Origin of the sequence: Actinomadura geliboluensis (assembly GCF_005889745.1) — a bacterium.
In the GTDB taxonomy this organism is placed as follows: Bacteria; Actinomycetota; Actinomycetes; order Streptosporangiales; family Streptosporangiaceae; genus Spirillospora; species Spirillospora geliboluensis.
In genome coordinates this window covers 1-15,510 of record NZ_VCKZ01000210.1, presented here as the reverse complement: position 1 = coordinate 15,510, position 15,510 = coordinate 1, and the positions used below count along the sequence as shown (strand labels likewise).

General features: G+C 77.1%; 16 protein-coding genes. 6 read left to right on the top strand and 10 right to left on the bottom strand.

The features are described 5' to 3' along the window. Positions 1-164: 164 nt before the first annotated feature. The 4 genes from crcB (ETD96_RS25695) to ETD96_RS25680 all read left to right on the top strand — a co-directional run bounded on the left by crcB (ETD96_RS25695) (position 165) and on the right by ETD96_RS25680 (position 2,637). Positions 165-641, top strand: a complete 477-nt coding sequence (gene crcB, locus ETD96_RS25695) for a fluoride efflux transporter CrcB (RefSeq protein WP_138639050.1) — start codon at positions 165-167, stop codon at positions 639-641. Continuing rightward, positions 638-1,003 (top strand): fluoride efflux transporter CrcB, encoded by a 366-nt coding sequence (gene crcB, locus ETD96_RS25690; protein ID WP_138639049.1) that lies wholly within the window; start codon positions 638-640, stop codon positions 1,001-1,003. Before crcB (ETD96_RS25695) ends, crcB (ETD96_RS25690) begins: the two co-directional genes overlap by 4 nt. A 247-nt stretch (positions 1,004-1,250) precedes the next feature. Then, entirely contained in the window at positions 1,251-2,180 is a 930-nt protein-coding gene (locus ETD96_RS25685) for a polysaccharide pyruvyl transferase family protein (protein ID WP_240808185.1), read from the top strand. Positions 2,181-2,235: 55 nt separating this feature from the next. Next, positions 2,236-2,637: a DUF2267 domain-containing protein gene (locus ETD96_RS25680; RefSeq protein ID WP_138639048.1), complete on the top strand. Its 402-nt coding sequence runs from the start codon at positions 2,236-2,238 to the stop codon at positions 2,635-2,637. Between the two features lie 68 nt (positions 2,638-2,705). Here the strand turns inward: ETD96_RS25680 and ETD96_RS25675 are convergent, their stop codons facing one another. The 10 genes from ETD96_RS25675 to ETD96_RS25630 are packed head-to-tail and all read right to left on the bottom strand — an operon-like array spanning position 2,706 to position 13,727. Continuing rightward, complete coding sequence (locus ETD96_RS25675) at positions 2,706-3,662, bottom strand: UDP-glucuronic acid decarboxylase family protein (protein WP_205719459.1); 957 nt, start codon at positions 3,660-3,662, stop codon at positions 2,706-2,708. Between the two features lie 58 nt (positions 3,663-3,720). Continuing rightward, a complete protein-coding gene (locus ETD96_RS25670) occupies positions 3,721-4,665 on the bottom strand; it encodes a glycosyltransferase family 9 protein (RefSeq protein WP_240808183.1) in 945 nt (314 codons plus the stop codon). Next, positions 4,656-5,339 carry an SDR family oxidoreductase gene (locus tag ETD96_RS25665; protein ID WP_138639046.1) on the bottom strand — a complete coding sequence of 228 codons (684 nt, stop codon included), beginning with the start codon at positions 5,337-5,339 and terminating at the stop codon, positions 4,656-4,658. The genes ETD96_RS25670 and ETD96_RS25665 overlap by 10 nt, the downstream gene beginning before the upstream one ends. Further along, entirely contained in the window at positions 5,336-6,739 is a 1,404-nt protein-coding gene (locus ETD96_RS25660; protein WP_138639045.1) for a PfkB family carbohydrate kinase, read from the bottom strand. The genes ETD96_RS25665 and ETD96_RS25660 overlap by 4 nt, the downstream gene beginning before the upstream one ends. Positions 6,740-6,754: 15 nt before the next feature. Then, complete coding sequence (locus ETD96_RS25655) at positions 6,755-7,306, bottom strand: D-sedoheptulose-7-phosphate isomerase (protein WP_138639051.1); 552 nt, start codon at positions 7,304-7,306, stop codon at positions 6,755-6,757. A gap of 50 nt (positions 7,307-7,356) precedes the next feature. Beyond that, the gene (locus tag ETD96_RS25650) at positions 7,357-8,574 is read right to left on the bottom strand and encodes a glycosyltransferase (protein WP_138639044.1); all 1,218 of its coding nucleotides are present in this window, start codon (positions 8,572-8,574) and stop codon (positions 7,357-7,359) included. Further along, positions 8,571-9,566: a glycosyltransferase family 4 protein gene (locus tag ETD96_RS25645; RefSeq protein ID WP_138639043.1), complete on the bottom strand. Its 996-nt coding sequence runs from the start codon at positions 9,564-9,566 to the stop codon at positions 8,571-8,573. The genes ETD96_RS25650 and ETD96_RS25645 overlap by 4 nt, the downstream gene beginning before the upstream one ends. Then, positions 9,563-10,573 (bottom strand): glycosyltransferase family 9 protein, encoded by a 1,011-nt coding sequence (locus ETD96_RS25640; protein WP_138639042.1) that lies wholly within the window; start codon positions 10,571-10,573, stop codon positions 9,563-9,565. Before ETD96_RS25640 ends, ETD96_RS25645 begins: the two co-directional genes overlap by 4 nt. After that, positions 10,570-12,090, bottom strand: a complete 1,521-nt coding sequence (locus tag ETD96_RS25635; protein ID WP_138639041.1) for an HAD-IIIA family hydrolase — start codon at positions 12,088-12,090, stop codon at positions 10,570-10,572. Before ETD96_RS25635 ends, ETD96_RS25640 begins: the two co-directional genes overlap by 4 nt. Then, a complete protein-coding gene (locus tag ETD96_RS25630) occupies positions 12,090-13,727 on the bottom strand; it encodes a carbamoyltransferase family protein (protein ID WP_138639040.1) in 1,638 nt (545 codons plus the stop codon). The genes ETD96_RS25635 and ETD96_RS25630 overlap by 1 nt, the downstream gene beginning before the upstream one ends. 234 nt (positions 13,728-13,961) lie before the next feature. Here ETD96_RS25630 and ETD96_RS25625 point away from each other — a divergent pair, with 234 nt between their 5' ends. Continuing rightward, on the top strand, positions 13,962-14,849 hold the full coding sequence (locus ETD96_RS25625) for a glycosyltransferase family 2 protein (RefSeq protein ID WP_138639039.1): 888 nt from the start codon (positions 13,962-13,964) through the stop codon (positions 14,847-14,849). An 11-nt stretch (positions 14,850-14,860) separates the two neighbouring features. Beyond that, positions 14,861-15,510, top strand: a 650-nt coding sequence (locus tag ETD96_RS25620) for a glycosyltransferase family 2 protein (protein ID WP_138639038.1), incomplete at its 3' end; no start/stop codon positions are given.

Sequence of the window (15,510 nt, the reverse complement as noted above, 5' to 3'; positions counted from 1 at the left end):
CGCCGACCGTCCCGAACCCTGATCGCCGCTAGGATGGGGAGGCCCCGGGCGGCGTACCGGGGAGACGGCGGTGGGGCCCGCCGTGCCCGGTCCGGGCGAACCGCGGAGCACGACCGCCGACGGTCCCTACCGGTGAACGCTGTCGCTACTGGTAGGAGCACGCCATGCCCTCCCCTCCCGTGGACCCCGATGTCGATCTGCACGACCCGCGGCAGCGGGCCGAACTGCCCCGGGCGCCGTGGGCGACGCTCGGCGCGATCTCGGCGGGCGGCATGCTCGGCGCGCTGGCCCGGCACGGGCTGAGCACCGCGTTCCCGAACGGGCCGGGGGAGTTCCCGTGGGGGATCTTCTGGGTCAACGTCTCGGGCTGCCTGCTGATCGGCGTGCTGATGGTGCTGATCACCGAGGTGCGTCCGGCGCATCCGCTGGTCCGGCCGTTCCTCGGGGTGGGGGTGCTCGGCGGCTTCACCACGTTCTCGACCTACGCCGTCGACGTCCAGCGGGCGGTGGAGCACGGCGCGCCGCGCGTCGGGCTGGCCTACCTCGCGCTGACGCTGGCCGCCGCGCTCGCCGCCGTCCTCGCGGGAGTGCGGCTGACGAGGGCGCTCACCCGCCGCCGGGCACCGGAGGACGCCGCGTGACGCTCCTGCTGATCGCGCTGGGCGCCGCGGCCGGCGCCCCGCTGCGCTACCTGACCGACCGGGCGGTGCAGGCCCGGCACGACTCGGTGTTCCCTTGGGGGACGTTCACCGTCAACGTGGCGGGATCGTTCATCCTCGGCCTGCTCGCGGCACTCCCGGTGGACGGCGGTGTGATGGCGTTCGCCGGGACGGGTTTCTGCGGCGCCCTGAGCACGTACTCGACGTTCGGCTACGAGACGCTGCGGCTGGCCGAGACCGGCGCCCGCTCCTACGCGCTGCTCAACGCGGCGGCCAGCATCGCCGCGGGCCTCGGCGCCGCCTACTGCGGCATGGTCGTCGCGCAGGCGCTCCCCGGGACGTGAATCCGCCCCGGCGGACGAGTTCGCCGGGGCGGAATCGGGGGAGAACGCTGGTGCGGCCCAGGCTCGCAGTTCGGGGCACTTGGCTCCGAGCCGACGAGTGGGCCGCGACGTGACTCTGCCCCGCGGGCCGTGACCGTAAACCGGAAGGTGTCTGAAGTGTCACGCGGAGGGCAGTACGGCATGCCGCGCGGGGCATGGTCGCGGCCGTGCCGGGCATGGGCGGGAGCGCTCCGGGTAGCAGGTCGCCATGGCGAGCTCAGGGCGGCGGATGCGGGTCCTCGTGGCCGGGTGGCCGAGCTTCCTGCACGGTGAGGCCACGGCGGGCGACGTGCTGGCGATGGAGGCGGTGCGGCAGGGGCTGGCCGCGGCCGGCGTGGAGTGCGATCTGGCGTGGAGCCCCGTCTTCCGTCCGGGCGGCCTCGGCCTCGACCACGCCGATCCGGCCGCCTACACGCACGTGGTGTTCGCCTGCGGGCCGCTGCGCGGGCGGCAGGTCGAGGAGCTGCACCGCCGCTTCGCGCGCTGCGTCCGCGTCGCCGTCGGCGTCTCGGTCGTCGATCCGGACGACCCCGCGGTGACCGGGTTCGACGCCGTCCTGCCGCGCGACACGCCCACGGCGGCGCCGCGCCACGACCTGGCGGCGCTGCCGGAGAGCCCGTCGGTGCCCGTCGTCGGGGTCGTCCTCGCGCCGGGCCAGCGGGAGTACGGGCCGCGGCGGCTGCACGACCGCGTCGACCGGGAGCTGGCGGGCTGGCTCGCCGCGCGCGAGTGCGCGCGGCTGCCGCTGGACACGCGCCTCGATCCGCGCGACTGGCGCATGTTCGGCACGGCCGCCGAGTTCGAGTCGGCGCTGCGCAGGCTCGACCTGGTGGTGACGACCCGGCTGCACGGCCTCGTCCTGGCGCTGAAGAACGGGGTCCCCGCGCTGGCCGTGGACCCGGTCGCGGGCGGCGCGAAGGTGACCGCGCAGGCGCGGGCCTGGTCGTGGCCCGCGGTGCTCACGATCCCCGAGCCGGCGGCCGGTCCGGGCGGGGCGGCGGAGCCGCTGCTGGACGCGGCGGAGCTGGACCGGTGGTGGGCCTGGGCGCTGTCGCCGGAGGGGGCCGGGCGAGCGGCGGCGGTCCCGGCGGACGGGAGCATGATCGGCGAGCTGCTGGACGTCCTCGGCGCGCGTTAAGGACCGGATATTTCGGGCAGTTTCTGCATTTCAGACGCAGGAAGGAGCGTCCGCCATGCGGCATGAGGAGTTCATCGGACAGGTCCAGCACCGCGCCCACCTCTCCGGGCACGGCGAGGCCGAGCGGGCGACACGGGCCGTCCTGGAGACCCTCGGCGAACGGATACCCGAGGGCCTCGCCGACAACCTCGCGGCGCAGCTGCCGCACGAGATCGGCGAGCATCTGCGCCGGACGGAGGTCTACGGCGGCGCGGGAAGCGGCGAGCGGTTCGACCGGCACGACTTCATCGAGCGGATCGCGGTCCGCTCCGGCGCCGACGAGCCACGCTCGGCCTACCTGGCCCGCGTCGTGCTGGAGGTGACCGACGAGGCGACCGAGGGGGCGGTGACGGAGAAGGTGCGGCACAGCCTCCCCGCGGACCTCCGGGACCTGGTGGCGGCCGGCCACAACGGCTGAGCGCCGGGCCCGGCCCGCGAGACGGCCGCGGGGGAGCCGGTTCCCCCGCGGCCGTCTCGCGCGGCCGGTCAGGCGGGGCGGGCGAGGAGCAGTTCCCGGCCGAACCACTCGATGGTGCCGCGCAGCCCCTCCTCGACCGTGATCTTCGGATGCCAGCCGAGCTCCTTCTCCGCGAGGGCGGTGTCGGGGCGCCGGACGCGCGGGTCGTCCTGCGGCCGGTCGATGAACCGGATCCGGGACGCCGAGCCCGTCAGGTCGATGACGTGCCGGGCGAGGTCGGCCATCGACACCTCGTACGGGCTGCCGATGTTCACCGGCCCCGGGTGGCCGGACAGCGCGAGGGCGAGGATGCCGCGGACGGTGTCGTCCACATGGCAGATCGAGCGGGTCTGCGAGCCGTCCCCGGTGACGGTGAGGTCCTCGCCGGTCAGCGCCTGCCGCAGGAACGTCGGGACGGCGCGGCCGTCGTCGGGGCGCATCCGCGGCCCGTAGGTGTTGAAGATCCGCACGATCGCGGCGTCGAGGCCGCGGGCGTGCCGGAACGCCGAGGTCAGCGCCTCGCCGAACCGCTTGGCCTCGTCGTACACGCTGCGCGGGCCGACCGGGTTCACGTTGCCCCAGTACGTCTCGGGCTGCGGGTGCACCAGCGGGTCCCCGTACACCTCCGAGGTGGAGGCGAGGACGAACCGGGCGCCCTTGGCCTCGGCGAGGTCCAGCGCGTTGCGGGTGCCCTGGCTGCCGACCTCCAGCGTCTGGATCGGGAACCGCAGGTAGTCGGCCGGCGAGGCGGCCGAGGCGAGGTGGAAGACGTAGCCGACCTCGCCGGGGACCCGCACCGGCTCGGTGAGGTCGCGTTTCAGGAACCGGAAGTCCCGCCGGCGGGCGAGGTGCGCGATGTTGCGGAAGGTCCCGGTGAGCAGGTTGTCCATGCACACCACCGAGATCCCCTCGGCGAGGAGCGCCTCGCACAGGTGCGAGCCGAGGAAGCCGGACCCTCCGGTGACGACGGCGCGTGGATGTCTCATCATTGCCTCCTCATCCGTTGACGTGCTCATCCGTTGACGTGCTGATCGGTCGGCGTGCTCACCGGGCCGCGCGGGCGAGCACCGCCCCCGCGGCCTCGACGGCCTGGTCCGCGGAGATCTCCAGCAGCCCCGGGCAGGGCTCGCGCCCGTGCGGGTCGCCGCGGCGGCCCGCCCACAGGACGCGGTGCTCGGCGCGGTCGGGCGGCCCCCACCGGCCGGGCGGCGTCGGGCCGAACAGCAGCACCGACGGCGTGCGGAAGGCGGTCGCGAGGTGCGCGACGCCGGTGTCGCCGCACACCACCAGCCGGGCGCCCGCGACGAGCGCGGCCAGCTCCGGCAGGGACGTGCGGCCGGACAGGTCGGCGGCCGGGTCCAGCCCGGCGAGCGCGGCGACCCGGCGCGCGAGCGCCGTCTCGCCGGGCCCGCCGGTGACGACGACGCGCTCGCCGCGGTCCCGCAGCGCCGCCGCGACCGCCGCGAACCGCTCGGCGGGCCAGCGGCGCGCCGCGAACGCGGCGCCGGGGTGGACGACGGCGGCGCCCGGCGCGGGCGACGCCGCGTCCGGGGCCGGCAGGTCCAGGTCGCGCGGATCGGCGCCGAACCCGTACCAGGCGGCGAGCCGGCACCAGCGCGCCACCTCGTGCTCGGCGGGATCCCACGCCGGCCCGTCGTCGTGCGGCGCGGCCGGGCAGGCGAACGCCAGCAGCCGGCCGGGCTCCAGGGCCGCGAGGAGCCGGTGGCTCTGCGGCCCCGACCCGTGCAGGTTGACGGCGACGTCCACCGGGCCGGCGGCGCGGAGCGGGGCGTCCAGGCCGTCCGCCGGGAGGACGTCGTCGACCGCGCCGGTCGCGCGGGCCAGCGGGCCGAGCGCCGCCGGCGCGGCGAGCGCGATCCGGGCGTCCGGCAGCCCGCGCCGCAGCGCCCGCAGCGCGGGCACGGCGGTGAGCAGGTCGCCGAGCCCGAGGGCGCGCAGCACCAGCGCGCGGCGGGGCGTCACGGCCACGACGGCTCTTCCGAGGGGCAGACGACGAGCTCCCGCACCTCGCACCCGGCCGGCTGCGCGAGCGCGAACGCGATCGCCTCCGCGACGTTCTCGGGCGGGTTCAGCTTGGCGTCCGCGCCCGGCCGGTACTGGGCGGGGCGGCCGTCGAAGAACGCGGTGTCCATCCCGCCCGGCACGATCATCGTGACGCCGACCCGCCCCGCCATCTCGGCGGCGAGCGCCCGGGTGAACCCGACGACCCCGAACTTGGACGCGCAGTACGCGGTGGCGTCGCCCAGCGCCCGGAACCCGAGTGTGGACGCGACCGTGACGATCCGGCCGTGCGGCTCGTTCTCCAGGTAGGGGAGCGCGGCGCGGACGACGGCGGCGGTGCCGAGCAGGTTCACCTGCACGACCCGCTCCCAGTCCTCGGCGGGGACCTCGCACAGCCCGCCGCACGCGTCGATGCCGGCGGCGGTCACGACGGCGTTCAGCCCGCTGGCGGCGCGCGCCAGCCCGTGCACGGCGCGCTCGGCGCACCGCCGGTCGGCGAGGTCGGCCTGCATGTGCTCGAAGCCGAAGTCGTCCTTCGGCGGGTGCCGGTCGAGGATCAGGGGGCGTCCGCCGCCGTCGGCGACCCTGCGCGCGACGGCCGCGCCGAGTCCGGAGGAGCCACCGGTGATGAGGACGTTCATGACGCGGTTCCCTTCTTGGTGGACAGCAGGCGCGTGGTGGAGCGCCCTTCCAGCAGGGGCAGCAGGACGATCTCCCCGTTGTGGGCCCGGACCGTCTCGGCCTCGGGCAGCGTGGTCCCGGCGTAGTCGGCGCCCTTCACCCACACGTCGGGGCGCAGCCGCTCCAGCAGCGGCGCCGGGGTGTCGTCGTCGAACACCACCGCGGCGTCGACGTCGCTGAGCGCCTCCAGCACCCGGACCCGGTCGGCGGCCGGCGTCACCGGCCGCGACGGCCCCTTGCGGCGCCGGACGGACGCGTCGGAGTTGACGCAGACGATCAGGCAGTCGCCGAGCCGCCGCGCCTGCTGGAGCAGGCTGACGTGCCCGGCGTGCAGCAGGTCGAAGCAGCCGCCGGTCGCCACCACCGTCCCGCCCGCGCGCCGCGTCCGCTCGACGATGTCCCAGGCGTCCTCGCCGCGCTCGGGCACGAGCCGGGCGGTGCCGGTCTCGGCGAGCTGCGCCGACAGGGCCGCCGCGGCCCCGGCCCGGACGAACTCCGACGCCCGGTTGACGCCCTCGGTGACGGCGGCGGTGAGCGCCGCGCCGTCGGCGAGCGCGCCGACCGCCCCGGCGGCGAAGCTGTCGCCCGCGCCGCACGAGTCGCCCCGCGCGGGCCGGGCGGGCGCGAGGAACGGCGGCGCCTCGGACCCGTCGCACAGCAGCGCGCCCTCCGCGCCGAGCGTGACGGCGACGCCCTCGATGCCCCAGGCGCGGCCGAGGTGGCGGCCGCGCCGGCCGGCCGCCGACAGCCCGAACCCGGTGATGTCGGCGCCGTCCGCGGCGGCCAGCCGCGCGGCCTCCTGCTCGTTCGGAGTGAGCAGCCGGACGACGCCGGGGACCGGCGGCTCCCCGCGCGGGTGCGGGTCCCAGACGACCGGGACGCCCGCCGGCAGCGCGCCGAGCAGCGAGCGGACGGCGCGGTGCCGGGTGACGCCGCGGCCGTAGTCGGAGACCAGCACGGCGCCGGCCCCCGCGATCGCGTCGGTGACGCGCGGACCGACGGGCCCGTCCAGGGCCTGCCCTTCCCCGGCGTCCAGGCGCGCCACCGACTGCCCTCCGGACCGGATGCGCAGCTTGCAGGGCGTCCCGCCGTGCAGGTGGAACGCGGCGACCTCCAGGTGCCGCTCCAGCATCGCGCGCAGCCGCCGCCCCGGCTCGTCGTCGGCGAGCGCGGTGACGAGCACCACCTCCCGCCCGGCCGCGGCCGCGAGCAGCGCGGCGAGGCCCGCGCCGCCGGGGCGGGGCAGCTCCTCGGCGCCCTCCACGACGGGGACGGGCGCGTCCGGGCACAGCCGGCTGCTGGTGCCGACGATGTCGATGTCGAGCAGGACGTCGCCGACCACCACGAGTGGCGCGGTCATGGCGTCTCCCTCCGCTCAGGCACGGCTCACTCCGAGCGCCTCGTCCACCACCCCGCAGAGCAGGTGCACCGCCGCGAGGTGGATCTCCTGGACGGTCGAGGTGGTCGCGGCCTCCACGGTGACCGCGTCGTCGCACGCCGCCGCGAGCGGGTTCGGGCCGGGCCCGGTGACCGCCCACGCCGCCATGCCGAGCCGCCGGGCGCGGTGCGCCGCCGCGATCACGTTGGGGCTGCGGCCGCTGGTCGACAGGCACACCAGCACGTCCCCGGGCCGGCCGTGCGCCTGCACCTGCCGCTCGAAGACGTTCACCGGGCCGTAGTCGTTGCCGATCGCGGTGACCGAGGAGGTGTCGCCGTGCAGCGGGATCGCCGACAGCGGGCACCGCTCGTTCTCGAACCGGCCGACGAGCTCGGCGGTCAGGTGCTGCGCCTCGGCGGCGCTGCCGCCGTTGCCGCAGGCCAGCAGCCGCCCGCCGCCGCCCAGCACGCGGGCGAGGCGGCGCCCCCACCCTTCGAGGACGGGCACCTGGTCGCGGAACAGCAGCGCCGCCTCGGCGAGCGCCTCCAGCCGCCGGTCGTGGACGGTGGAGGTGCGCGTCCCGAACCCCGGCTGCGCGGTCACGCGGCCACCTCCGTCAGCGCGGCGGCGTGCCGGTACACCTCGGCGGTGTCGGCGGCGACGCGCGCCCAGGAGTAGCGGGCGCGGGCCCGGTCGCCCGCCGCGAAGCCCATCGCGGCGCGCCGGGCCGGGTCGTCCAGCAGCGCCCGGACCGCGGCGGCCGCCGCCTCCGGGTCGCGCGGCGGGACGAGCGTGCCGGTGACGCCGTCCACGACCGTGTCGAGGTGCCCGCCGACGGCGCTCGCCACCACGGGGACGCCGCAGGCCATCGCCTCCAGCGGCACCATCCCGAACGGCTCGTACCAGGGGAGCGTGGCCACGAGGTCCGCCGACCGCAGCAGCGGGGGCACCTCCGCGCGGCCGAGCCGGCCGAGGAACTCCACCCGGTCGGCGACGCCGGCGTCCCGCGCGACGGTCCGCAGCCGCCGCACCTCGGGGTCGGCGTCCAGGCCCCCGCGGGGCGGCCCGCCGGCGACGGCCAGCACGGTTCCGGGCAGGTGGGCGAGCGCGCGGATGGCCGTGTCGACGCCCTTGCGCTCGACGAGCCGGGACAGCACCACGACGCGGTGCGGGCCGGCGTCGCCGCCGCCGGGGCCGCCGGGGGTGAACAGGCCAAGGTCGACCCCGCACGGCACCACCCGGACCCGGTCGCGGGGCACGCCCATCGCGGCCAGCTCGGCGACCTCGTCGGAGCAGGTGGCGATGACGGCCTCGGCGGCGCGTCCGACCGCGCGCTCCAGCCGGACGCGGGAGGCGGGGCTGGTGTCCGCGGCGCCCTGGTGGCGGCGCTTGACGGCGCCGAGCGCGTGGTAGGTCTGCACGACCGGCACGCGCCGCGCCCCCGGCGCCTGCGCGGCCTGCACCGCGGCGAGGCCGCTCATCCAGAAGTGGGCGTGCGCGACGTCGGGCGGGTCGGCGGCCCAGCGCCGCTCCAGGTACGTCCCGAAGTCGCGCATCCACGGCAGCAGCTCGTCCTTGGCGATGCGCTCGGGCGGCCCCGCCGGGACGTGCTCGACGGCGACGCCGGGCGCGAGCCGCACCCGGTCCGGCGGGGCGGGGGCGTCGCGCCGCGTGTAGACGGTGACGTAGTGCCCCTGGCGGCCGAGCTCGGCGGCCAGTTCCGCGACGAACACGTTCTGCCCGCCGCCGTCCGCCCCGCCGAGGCCGCCGTCGGCGGCGAGCGGGCTGGCGTGCTCGGAGATCATGGCTATTCTCATCGCGTTACCTCCTGGAGAGTTCGCCGCCAGTCGCGCAGGAAGCGCGCCAGGCCGTACCTCTCGGCGGCGTGGGCCCGCGCCTCCTTGCCCATCTGGCGGGCGCGCGGCGGGTCGGCGGCCAGGGTCCGCGCGGCGTCCGCCAGGGCGGCGACCCGCGTGGACAGCACCCCGGCCTCGGGCGGCACCGCCTCGACCGCCTCGGTGGTGGCGAGCGCCACCACCGGCAGGCCGAGCATCATGGCCTCGATGAGGGCGAGGCCGAGCGAGGTCCACCGGTAGGGGTGGATGTAGACGCGCCGGCGGGCGAGCTCCGCGTGCATCCTCGCCTGCGGCAGGTCCTCGAAGGTCCACAGCGACTCCGGGGGGATGCCGAGGCGCTCGGGGGCGCCGGCGACGTTCATGCCGAACAGGTCGAGGGGGACGGCCGCCGCGAGCTCGGGCAGCAGGTCGGTGCCCGCGACGCGGCCGCGGCGCAGCGGGTCGTTGATGACGACGCCGGCGCGGGGCATGTCGGCGGTGTACCGGTAGCCGGGGTCGACGACGCCGTGCTCGATGACCAGGACCGGGGCCCGGCCGCAGTTCCAGAACAGCCGGTTGAAGTGGGTGACGTGCACGACGGGGATGTCGGCGCGGTCGTGCAGGAAGTGCCGGCTGTCGGGCACGACCTCCTCGGGGAGCCCCGCGTCGGAGGGCGTCCGGCGCGGGGTGTCGTGCTCGACGTAGACGGCGGGGACGTCGCGTCCGGGGCGCCGGCCGAGCCATTCCTCCGCCAGCCGCAGCTCGTGGGGGCGCTGCAGCACGACGGCGTCGACGTCCTCGTGGCGGAGCCGCTCGGGCGTCACCTCCACCGCCCGGTCGGGCCAGGTGAAGGTGTCGGGCCGCCCCCGCCCGTCCGGCCCGCGGCCGGGGAGGACGGGGACGAGCGTGGTCTGCGGTCCGTGCACGAACGACGTCGCCCACGAGCCGTGCACGTGCCACATCAGGACTCTCATCGGGCGGGCGCCTCCTCCACGGTCGCGACGACCTCCACGGCGGCGGCGACCTCGTCGGCGGTGACGGTCGACAGGCAGGGGTGCCCGTCGACCGGGCATTCGCGGGCGCGGCTGTCCCGGCACGGCGCCCGCTGGTCGCCGAGCAGCGCCAGCGGGACCCCGAACGGCGCCCACCGGGCGGCGGGCACGGTCGGCGCGAACAGCGACACGACCGGCGTCCCGACGGCCGCCGCGAGATGCGCGGGGCCGGTGTTGCCGGCGACGACGGCGCACGCGCCCGCCAGCACCGACGCCAGTTCCGGCAGCGACGTGCGGCCGCCGAGGTCCAGGCCGTCCTCGCCGGCGACGAGCGCGGTCAGCTCCTTCTCGTCGCCGTGGCCGGTGACGACCACCCGGCGGCCGGAGGCGCGCAGCAGCCGCACCGCCTCGGCGCAGCGCTTCGGTGGCCAGGCGCGGGCCGGCACGGACGTGCCGGGGTGCACCACCACGTAGCCGGGGCCGCCGGTGAGGTGGTCGGTGTCGGGCAGCGGCCCGCGGACCCGCAGCCGGGTGTCGGCCGGGGACGGGAAGCCGGCGTCCTCGGCGAGCGCCAGCATCCGCAGCGGCTCGGGGACGTCGGTGTCGGGCCGGTGCCGCAGGTCCAGCAGCGACCCCGGGTAGTCCTCGCTGATGCCGCCGATCCAGGGCGTCCCGGCGAGCCGCAGCAGCAGCGCGAGCGGCAGCGGCGACTGGTGGAAGGAGGTGAGGACCAGCGCCCGGTCGAAGCCGCGCAGCTCCCGGACGATCCGGTCGATCTCCGCCCGTTTCACCGGGACCCGGTCGGGGTCGATCCAGGGGGCGCACCATTCGATGACGCGGTCGACGCCGGGCAGCATGTCGGCGGCGGCGCGGCCGCGCGGGCCGCACAGCAGCACGACCTCGTCGGCGCGGGCGGCGACCGCCCGCACGGCGGGCCCGGCGAGCAGCACGTCGCCGAGGTTGTCCTGGCGTGCCACGAGGACCCTCATCGGCGCCGCCTTCCGCCGAGGACCAGTTCGACGGCGGCGGCCAGCGTCGGCGCCGTCTCCGGCGCCCGCGCGATCTCCGCCGGCCGGGTCCGCCGGGTCGGGACGAGGATGCCGCGCGCGCCCGCGGCCGCGGCGGCCTCGACGTCGCCGCCGACGTCGCCGATGACCGCGCAGTCGGACGGCAGCATCCCGAGCCGCTCCGCGGCGCGCTCGATCATGCCGGGCTCGGGCTTGCGGCACGTGCAGCCGTCGCCGTCGTCGTGCGGGCAGAACTCCCACACGTCGATCCGGCCGAGCAGCTCCTCGACGCGGGCGTTGACGCGCCGCACGTCCCCGGCGCCGATGAGCCCCTTGGCGACGCCGGACTGGTTGGACACGACGCCGATCCGGACGCCGTGGTCGCGGAGCCGGTCCAGGGCGCGGCGCGCGCCCGGCACCGGCTCGACCCGCTCCGGGTCCCCGTTGTACGGGACGTCCCGGATCAGGGTGTCGTCGCGGTCGAACAGCACGGCCCGGGGGCCGCCCCAGCTCCGCGCCCGCCGGTGGACGGCCAGCCCGCGGACGCGGTGCAGGACGGCCGCGGGCGGGATGGCGGCGCTCGTCACGAGCATCGTCGCCGCCTCTCCGGGAGTCTTGGGGCCCGGCTTGATCCGCTCGTAGGCGAACCGCGCGGTCAGCACGGCCCAGGTGCCGGCCGCCGCGGCGGCGACGGCTGCGCCGCGCCGGTCGCGGGCCGCCGCGGCGGGCAGCGCCGCGAGCGCGAGCAGCCCGGCGGCGGTGGTGAGCGCGTGCCGGCCGAGCAGGCCCCGGCCCTCGCCGGCGCGGGCGCGCCAGCCGGGCCCGTGCACCCGCCACATCAGGACGTCGTCGGCGTTCCCGGCCTGCGCCCGCACCGACGCCCAGAACCCGGCCGGCCGGACGGGGTGGGTGACGCGCCGGTCGCCGAGGACGAGCCCGTGCCCGGCGTCCAGCGCGCGCAGCGCCAGGTCCGCGTCCTCGCGGTAGGCGCGGCGGAAGCGCTCGTCGAAGCCGCCCAATTCGGCGAGGACGCCGCGCCGGTAGGCCATGTCGGCGGTGATCCAGTCGGCGCTGGCGAGCCCGGCGGTGCCGCGCTCCCAGTCGGTCGGGGCCCGGCCGTCCGGGGCCGGGACGGTGACCCGGCCCTGCGACCCGCCGACCGAGGGCGGCAGGTCCGCGAGGTCGGCGGCCAGCCGGGCGGGCCAGTCCGGCGCGGGCACGACGTCGTCGTCCAGGAACGCCACCCACTCGGTCGCGGCGGCGCGCCAGCCGGCGTTGCGGGCGGCGGCCGGCCCGCGGCCCCCCGAGCGCAGCACCCGCACCGGCGGGCCGGGCTCGGCGGGCAGCGGCAGCGGCGCGCCGGGCGCGGGCCGGTCGTCCACGACGATGATCTCGTGCGGGCCCCGCTCCGGGCCGCCGTCCAGCGCGGCGAGCAGCGCCCGCAGCGTGCCGCGCAGGCTCTCCCGTCCGATGGTGGGGACGACGACGGTGTAGTCCATCAACCGCGCACCTCCCGGCGGCGCACCGTGAACGGCCCGATGGCGAGCAGGTCGACCGGCGCGGAGCCGAAGCACTCCAGCGCGTCGCGCGGGTCGTCGACCATCGGGCGCCCGGCGGTGTTCAGGCTGGTGTTGACGAGCACGGGCAGCCCGGTCCGGCGGCGGAACTCCGCGAGGAGGCGCGCCACGAGCGGCTCGGCGTCGGCCGAGACCGTCTGGACGCGGGCGGTGCCGTCCACGTGCACGACCGCGGGGATCCGCTCCCGCCACTCCGGCCGGACGCCGTGGACGAACAGCATGTACGGGCTCGGGAGCGGCCCCTGGAAGACCTCGGGGGCGTCCTCCAGCGCGACCATCGGCGCGATCGGCCGGAACTGCTCGCGGCCCTTCACGTCGTTGAGCCGCTCCACGTTCCCGGCGTGGCCGGGGTGGGCGAGCAGCGACCGGTGCCCGAGCGCGCGCGGCCCGAACTCCGAGCGGCCCTGGAACCAGGCCACGATCTCGTTGCGGGCGAGGGCCTCGGCGACCGTGGCGGCGAGGTCGGCGGGCCGCTCGTAGGCGATCTTCGCGGTGTCGAGGCGCGCGGCGATCTCCCGGTCGGTCCACTGCCTGCCGAGGTCGGCGCCCGGCATGCCGGTGAGCGGGTCTCCGGCGCCCTGGGCCACGTGCAGCGCGGCGCCGAGCGCCGTGCCGGCGTCGCCCGCAGCGGGCTGCACCCAGAGGTCGTCGTAGGGGCCGGCGCCGGCGAGGCGGGAGTTGGCGACGCAGTTGAGCGCGACGCCGCCGGCGAGCATCAGCCGCCGGGAGCCGGTCTCGCCGTGCAGCCACGCCGCGAGGTCGAGCAGCACCTCCTCGAGGCGGGCCTGGACGCTCGCGGCGAGGTCGGCGTGGTCGCGGGTCCACTCGCCGCCGGCCGTGCGCGCCTTGGCGAGCGAGCCCCAGTCGATCGCGGCGACCTCGAAGCCGCCGTCGCCGGTCGCCTGGACGTGCTCGCGCAGCTCGTCCAGGAAGCGCGGCTCGCCGTAGGACGCCAGCGCCATGACCTTGTACTCGTCGCTGGAGCGCAGGAAGCCGAGGTGCTCGGTGAGGTCCTCGTACATCAGGCCGAGCGAGTGGGGGAGCCGCTGCGCGTGCAGCGGCGTCAGGACGCCGTCCCGGTACGTGCCGGCCAGGTGCGAGTGCGACTCGCCGCGGCCGTCCAGGACCAGCACGTCGCCGTCGCCGGGCGCCGGCGCGGCGAGCGCGGCGGACGCGGCGTGCGCGACGTGGTGGGGGACGAACCGGACGATGCCGGGGTCGAGCCCGGGCAGCGCCGTCGCGAGGAAGTTCGGGGCGCGCCGCGCGTACAGGGTGCGCAGCCGCTCCCACTGCTCGTCGTGCCCGCCGAGGCCGGGTTCGACCAGGGACGGGTCGTAGGAGTAGGCGACGGCGTCGAGGTCGCCGGGTTCCAGCCCGGCCTCCGCCAGGCACCAGCGGGCGGCCTGCTCCGGCAGCTCCCAGCCGGAGAACGGCACGGGCCGCTTCCCGTGCTTGCGGCGGCTGAAGCGCTCCTCCTCCGCCGCCGCGACGATCCTGCCGTCCGCCACCAGTGCGGCGGCCGGGTCGTGGAAGATCGCGTTGATTCCGAGCACGCGCATATGAGCCCCGTTTCGGCGCATCATTCGGTGAGGTGCCGATGACGTCGTCATAGACATCGGCTCTGGGCGGTCTCTGGCCGCATCGCCGGAGAGCGAATCCCCTATAGGTGATTCGACATAGCCGATAACAGTGGACCTAAACGCTGAAGTCAGGAAAGTCGCTGCTGGCCGAAGTGCCAGCTAGGCACCTATTCCGTGCACATAGAGGGGGAGAGACCGGGTACTGGGCGGTTCATGCGATTCACCGTCGTCGTCATCACCCGGGACCGGCGGCAGTCGCTGCTCGCCATGCTCGCGCGCACGCGGAGGATCACCGAGGACGCGCCGGTCATCGTGGTGGACAACGACTCCCGGGACGGGACGGCCGACGCCGTCGCGGCGGAGTTCCCCCGGGTCGCGCTCCTGCGGGCACCGCGCAATCTCGGCGCCGTCGGCCGCAACCTCGCGGCCGACCACGTCCGCACCCCCTACATCGCGTTCGCCGACGACGACACCTGGTGGGACCCGGACGCGCCGTCCCGCGCCGCCGACCTGCTCGACGCGCACCCGCGCCTCGCGGTCGTGACCGGGCGGATCCTGGTGGAGCCGGGCGGGCGCGAGGACCCGATCGTGCCCGAGCTGCGGCACTCGCCCGTCCCCGGACCGGCGTGGCTGCCCGGACCCGCCCTCGGCTCGTTCCTGGCCGGCGCCTCGATGCTGCGGACCGAGGCGTTCCGGGAGGCCGGCGGGTTCTCCGCGCGGCTGTGGCTCGGCGGCGAGGAGGAGCTGCTCAGCGCCGACCTCATGGCCCTCGGCTGGCAGCTGTGCTACGCCGAGGACGTCGTCGTCCACCACGAGCCGTCCCCGCTCCGCGAGCCGCACCTGCGGCGCAGGCACGGCATCCGCAACACGCTGTGGTTCACCTGGCTGCGGCGGCCGCTGCCGGCCGCCGCCCGCCGCACCGCCCGGCTGCTGCGCACGCTGCCGCGCGACCGCGTCACCGCCCGGGCGCTCGCCGAGGCCGCCGCCGGGCTCGGCTGGGTGGCCCGCGAGCGCCGGACGCTGCCGCCGGACGTCGAGGGCCGGCTGCGCAGCCTGGAGACGTCCCAGCGCGAGTCCACGGCCCGCCGCTACGTGAGCTGAAGGGAGCACCCATGCCCGATGTCACGATCGTGGTGGCGACCCGCGACCGCGCCGCCGAGCTGCGCCGCAGCCTCCGCCACCACACCGCGCCGGTCATCGTGGCCGACAACGCCTCCGCCGACGGCACCGCCGACGTCGCCCGGGAGGCCGGCGCCACCGTCCTGCGGCTGCCCCGCAACCGGGGCGCCGCCGCCCGCAACGCCGGCGCCGAGCGCGCCGGCACCCGCTACGTCGCCTTCGCCGACGACGACTCCTGGTGGGCGCCGGGCGCGCTGGAGCGGGCCGTGGAGATCCTCGACGCGCACCCGCGCACGGCGCTGCTGGCCGCCCGCGTCCTCGTCGGGCCGCAGCAGCGGCTCGAACCGGTCTCCGCGCAGATGGCCGAGGCGCCGCTCGGCCGCCCGGCGGGGCTCCCCGGCCCGGCCGTCCTCGGCTTCCTCGCCTGCTCGGCGGTCGTGCGCCGGGACGCGTTCCTCGACGCCGGCGGCTTCTCCGACGTCCTGCACTTCGCGGGGGAGGAGGAGCTGCTCGCGCTCGACCTCGCCACCGCCGGGTGGGGCCTCGCCTACGTGCCGGAGCTCGTCGTGCACCACCACCCGTCCCGGACGGGCCGCGACCCGGCCGCGCGGCGCCGCCGGGAGGCAGTCCCTTATACACAACG

Excerpts from the sequence above, each read along its gene's own strand:
- crcB (WP_138639050.1), top strand. The coding sequence starts at position 165 with ATGCCCTCCCCTCCCGTGGACCCCGATGTCGATCTGCACGACCCGCGG.
- ETD96_RS25685 (WP_240808185.1), top strand. The coding sequence starts at position 1,251 with ATGGCGAGCTCAGGGCGGCGGATGCGGGTCCTCGTGGCCGGGTGGCCG.
- ETD96_RS25680 (WP_138639048.1), top strand. The coding sequence starts at position 2,236 with ATGCGGCATGAGGAGTTCATCGGACAGGTCCAGCACCGCGCCCACCTC.
- ETD96_RS25675 (WP_205719459.1), bottom strand. The coding sequence starts at position 3,662 with ATGAGACATCCACGCGCCGTCGTCACCGGAGGGTCCGGCTTCCTCGGC.
- ETD96_RS25665 (WP_138639046.1), bottom strand. The coding sequence starts at position 5,339 with ATGAACGTCCTCATCACCGGTGGCTCCTCCGGACTCGGCGCGGCCGTC.
- ETD96_RS25660 (WP_138639045.1), bottom strand. The coding sequence starts at position 6,739 with ATGACCGCGCCACTCGTGGTGGTCGGCGACGTCCTGCTCGACATCGAC.
- ETD96_RS25650 (WP_138639044.1), bottom strand. The coding sequence starts at position 8,574 with ATGAGAATAGCCATGATCTCCGAGCACGCCAGCCCGCTCGCCGCCGAC.
- ETD96_RS25645 (WP_138639043.1), bottom strand. The coding sequence starts at position 9,566 with ATGAGAGTCCTGATGTGGCACGTGCACGGCTCGTGGGCGACGTCGTTC.
- ETD96_RS25640 (WP_138639042.1), bottom strand. The coding sequence starts at position 10,573 with ATGAGGGTCCTCGTGGCACGCCAGGACAACCTCGGCGACGTGCTGCTC.
- ETD96_RS25635 (WP_138639041.1), bottom strand. The coding sequence starts at position 12,090 with ATGGACTACACCGTCGTCGTCCCCACCATCGGACGGGAGAGCCTGCGC.
- ETD96_RS25630 (WP_138639040.1), bottom strand. The coding sequence starts at position 13,727 with ATGCGCGTGCTCGGAATCAACGCGATCTTCCACGACCCGGCCGCCGCA.
- ETD96_RS25625 (WP_138639039.1), top strand. The coding sequence starts at position 13,962 with ATGCGATTCACCGTCGTCGTCATCACCCGGGACCGGCGGCAGTCGCTG.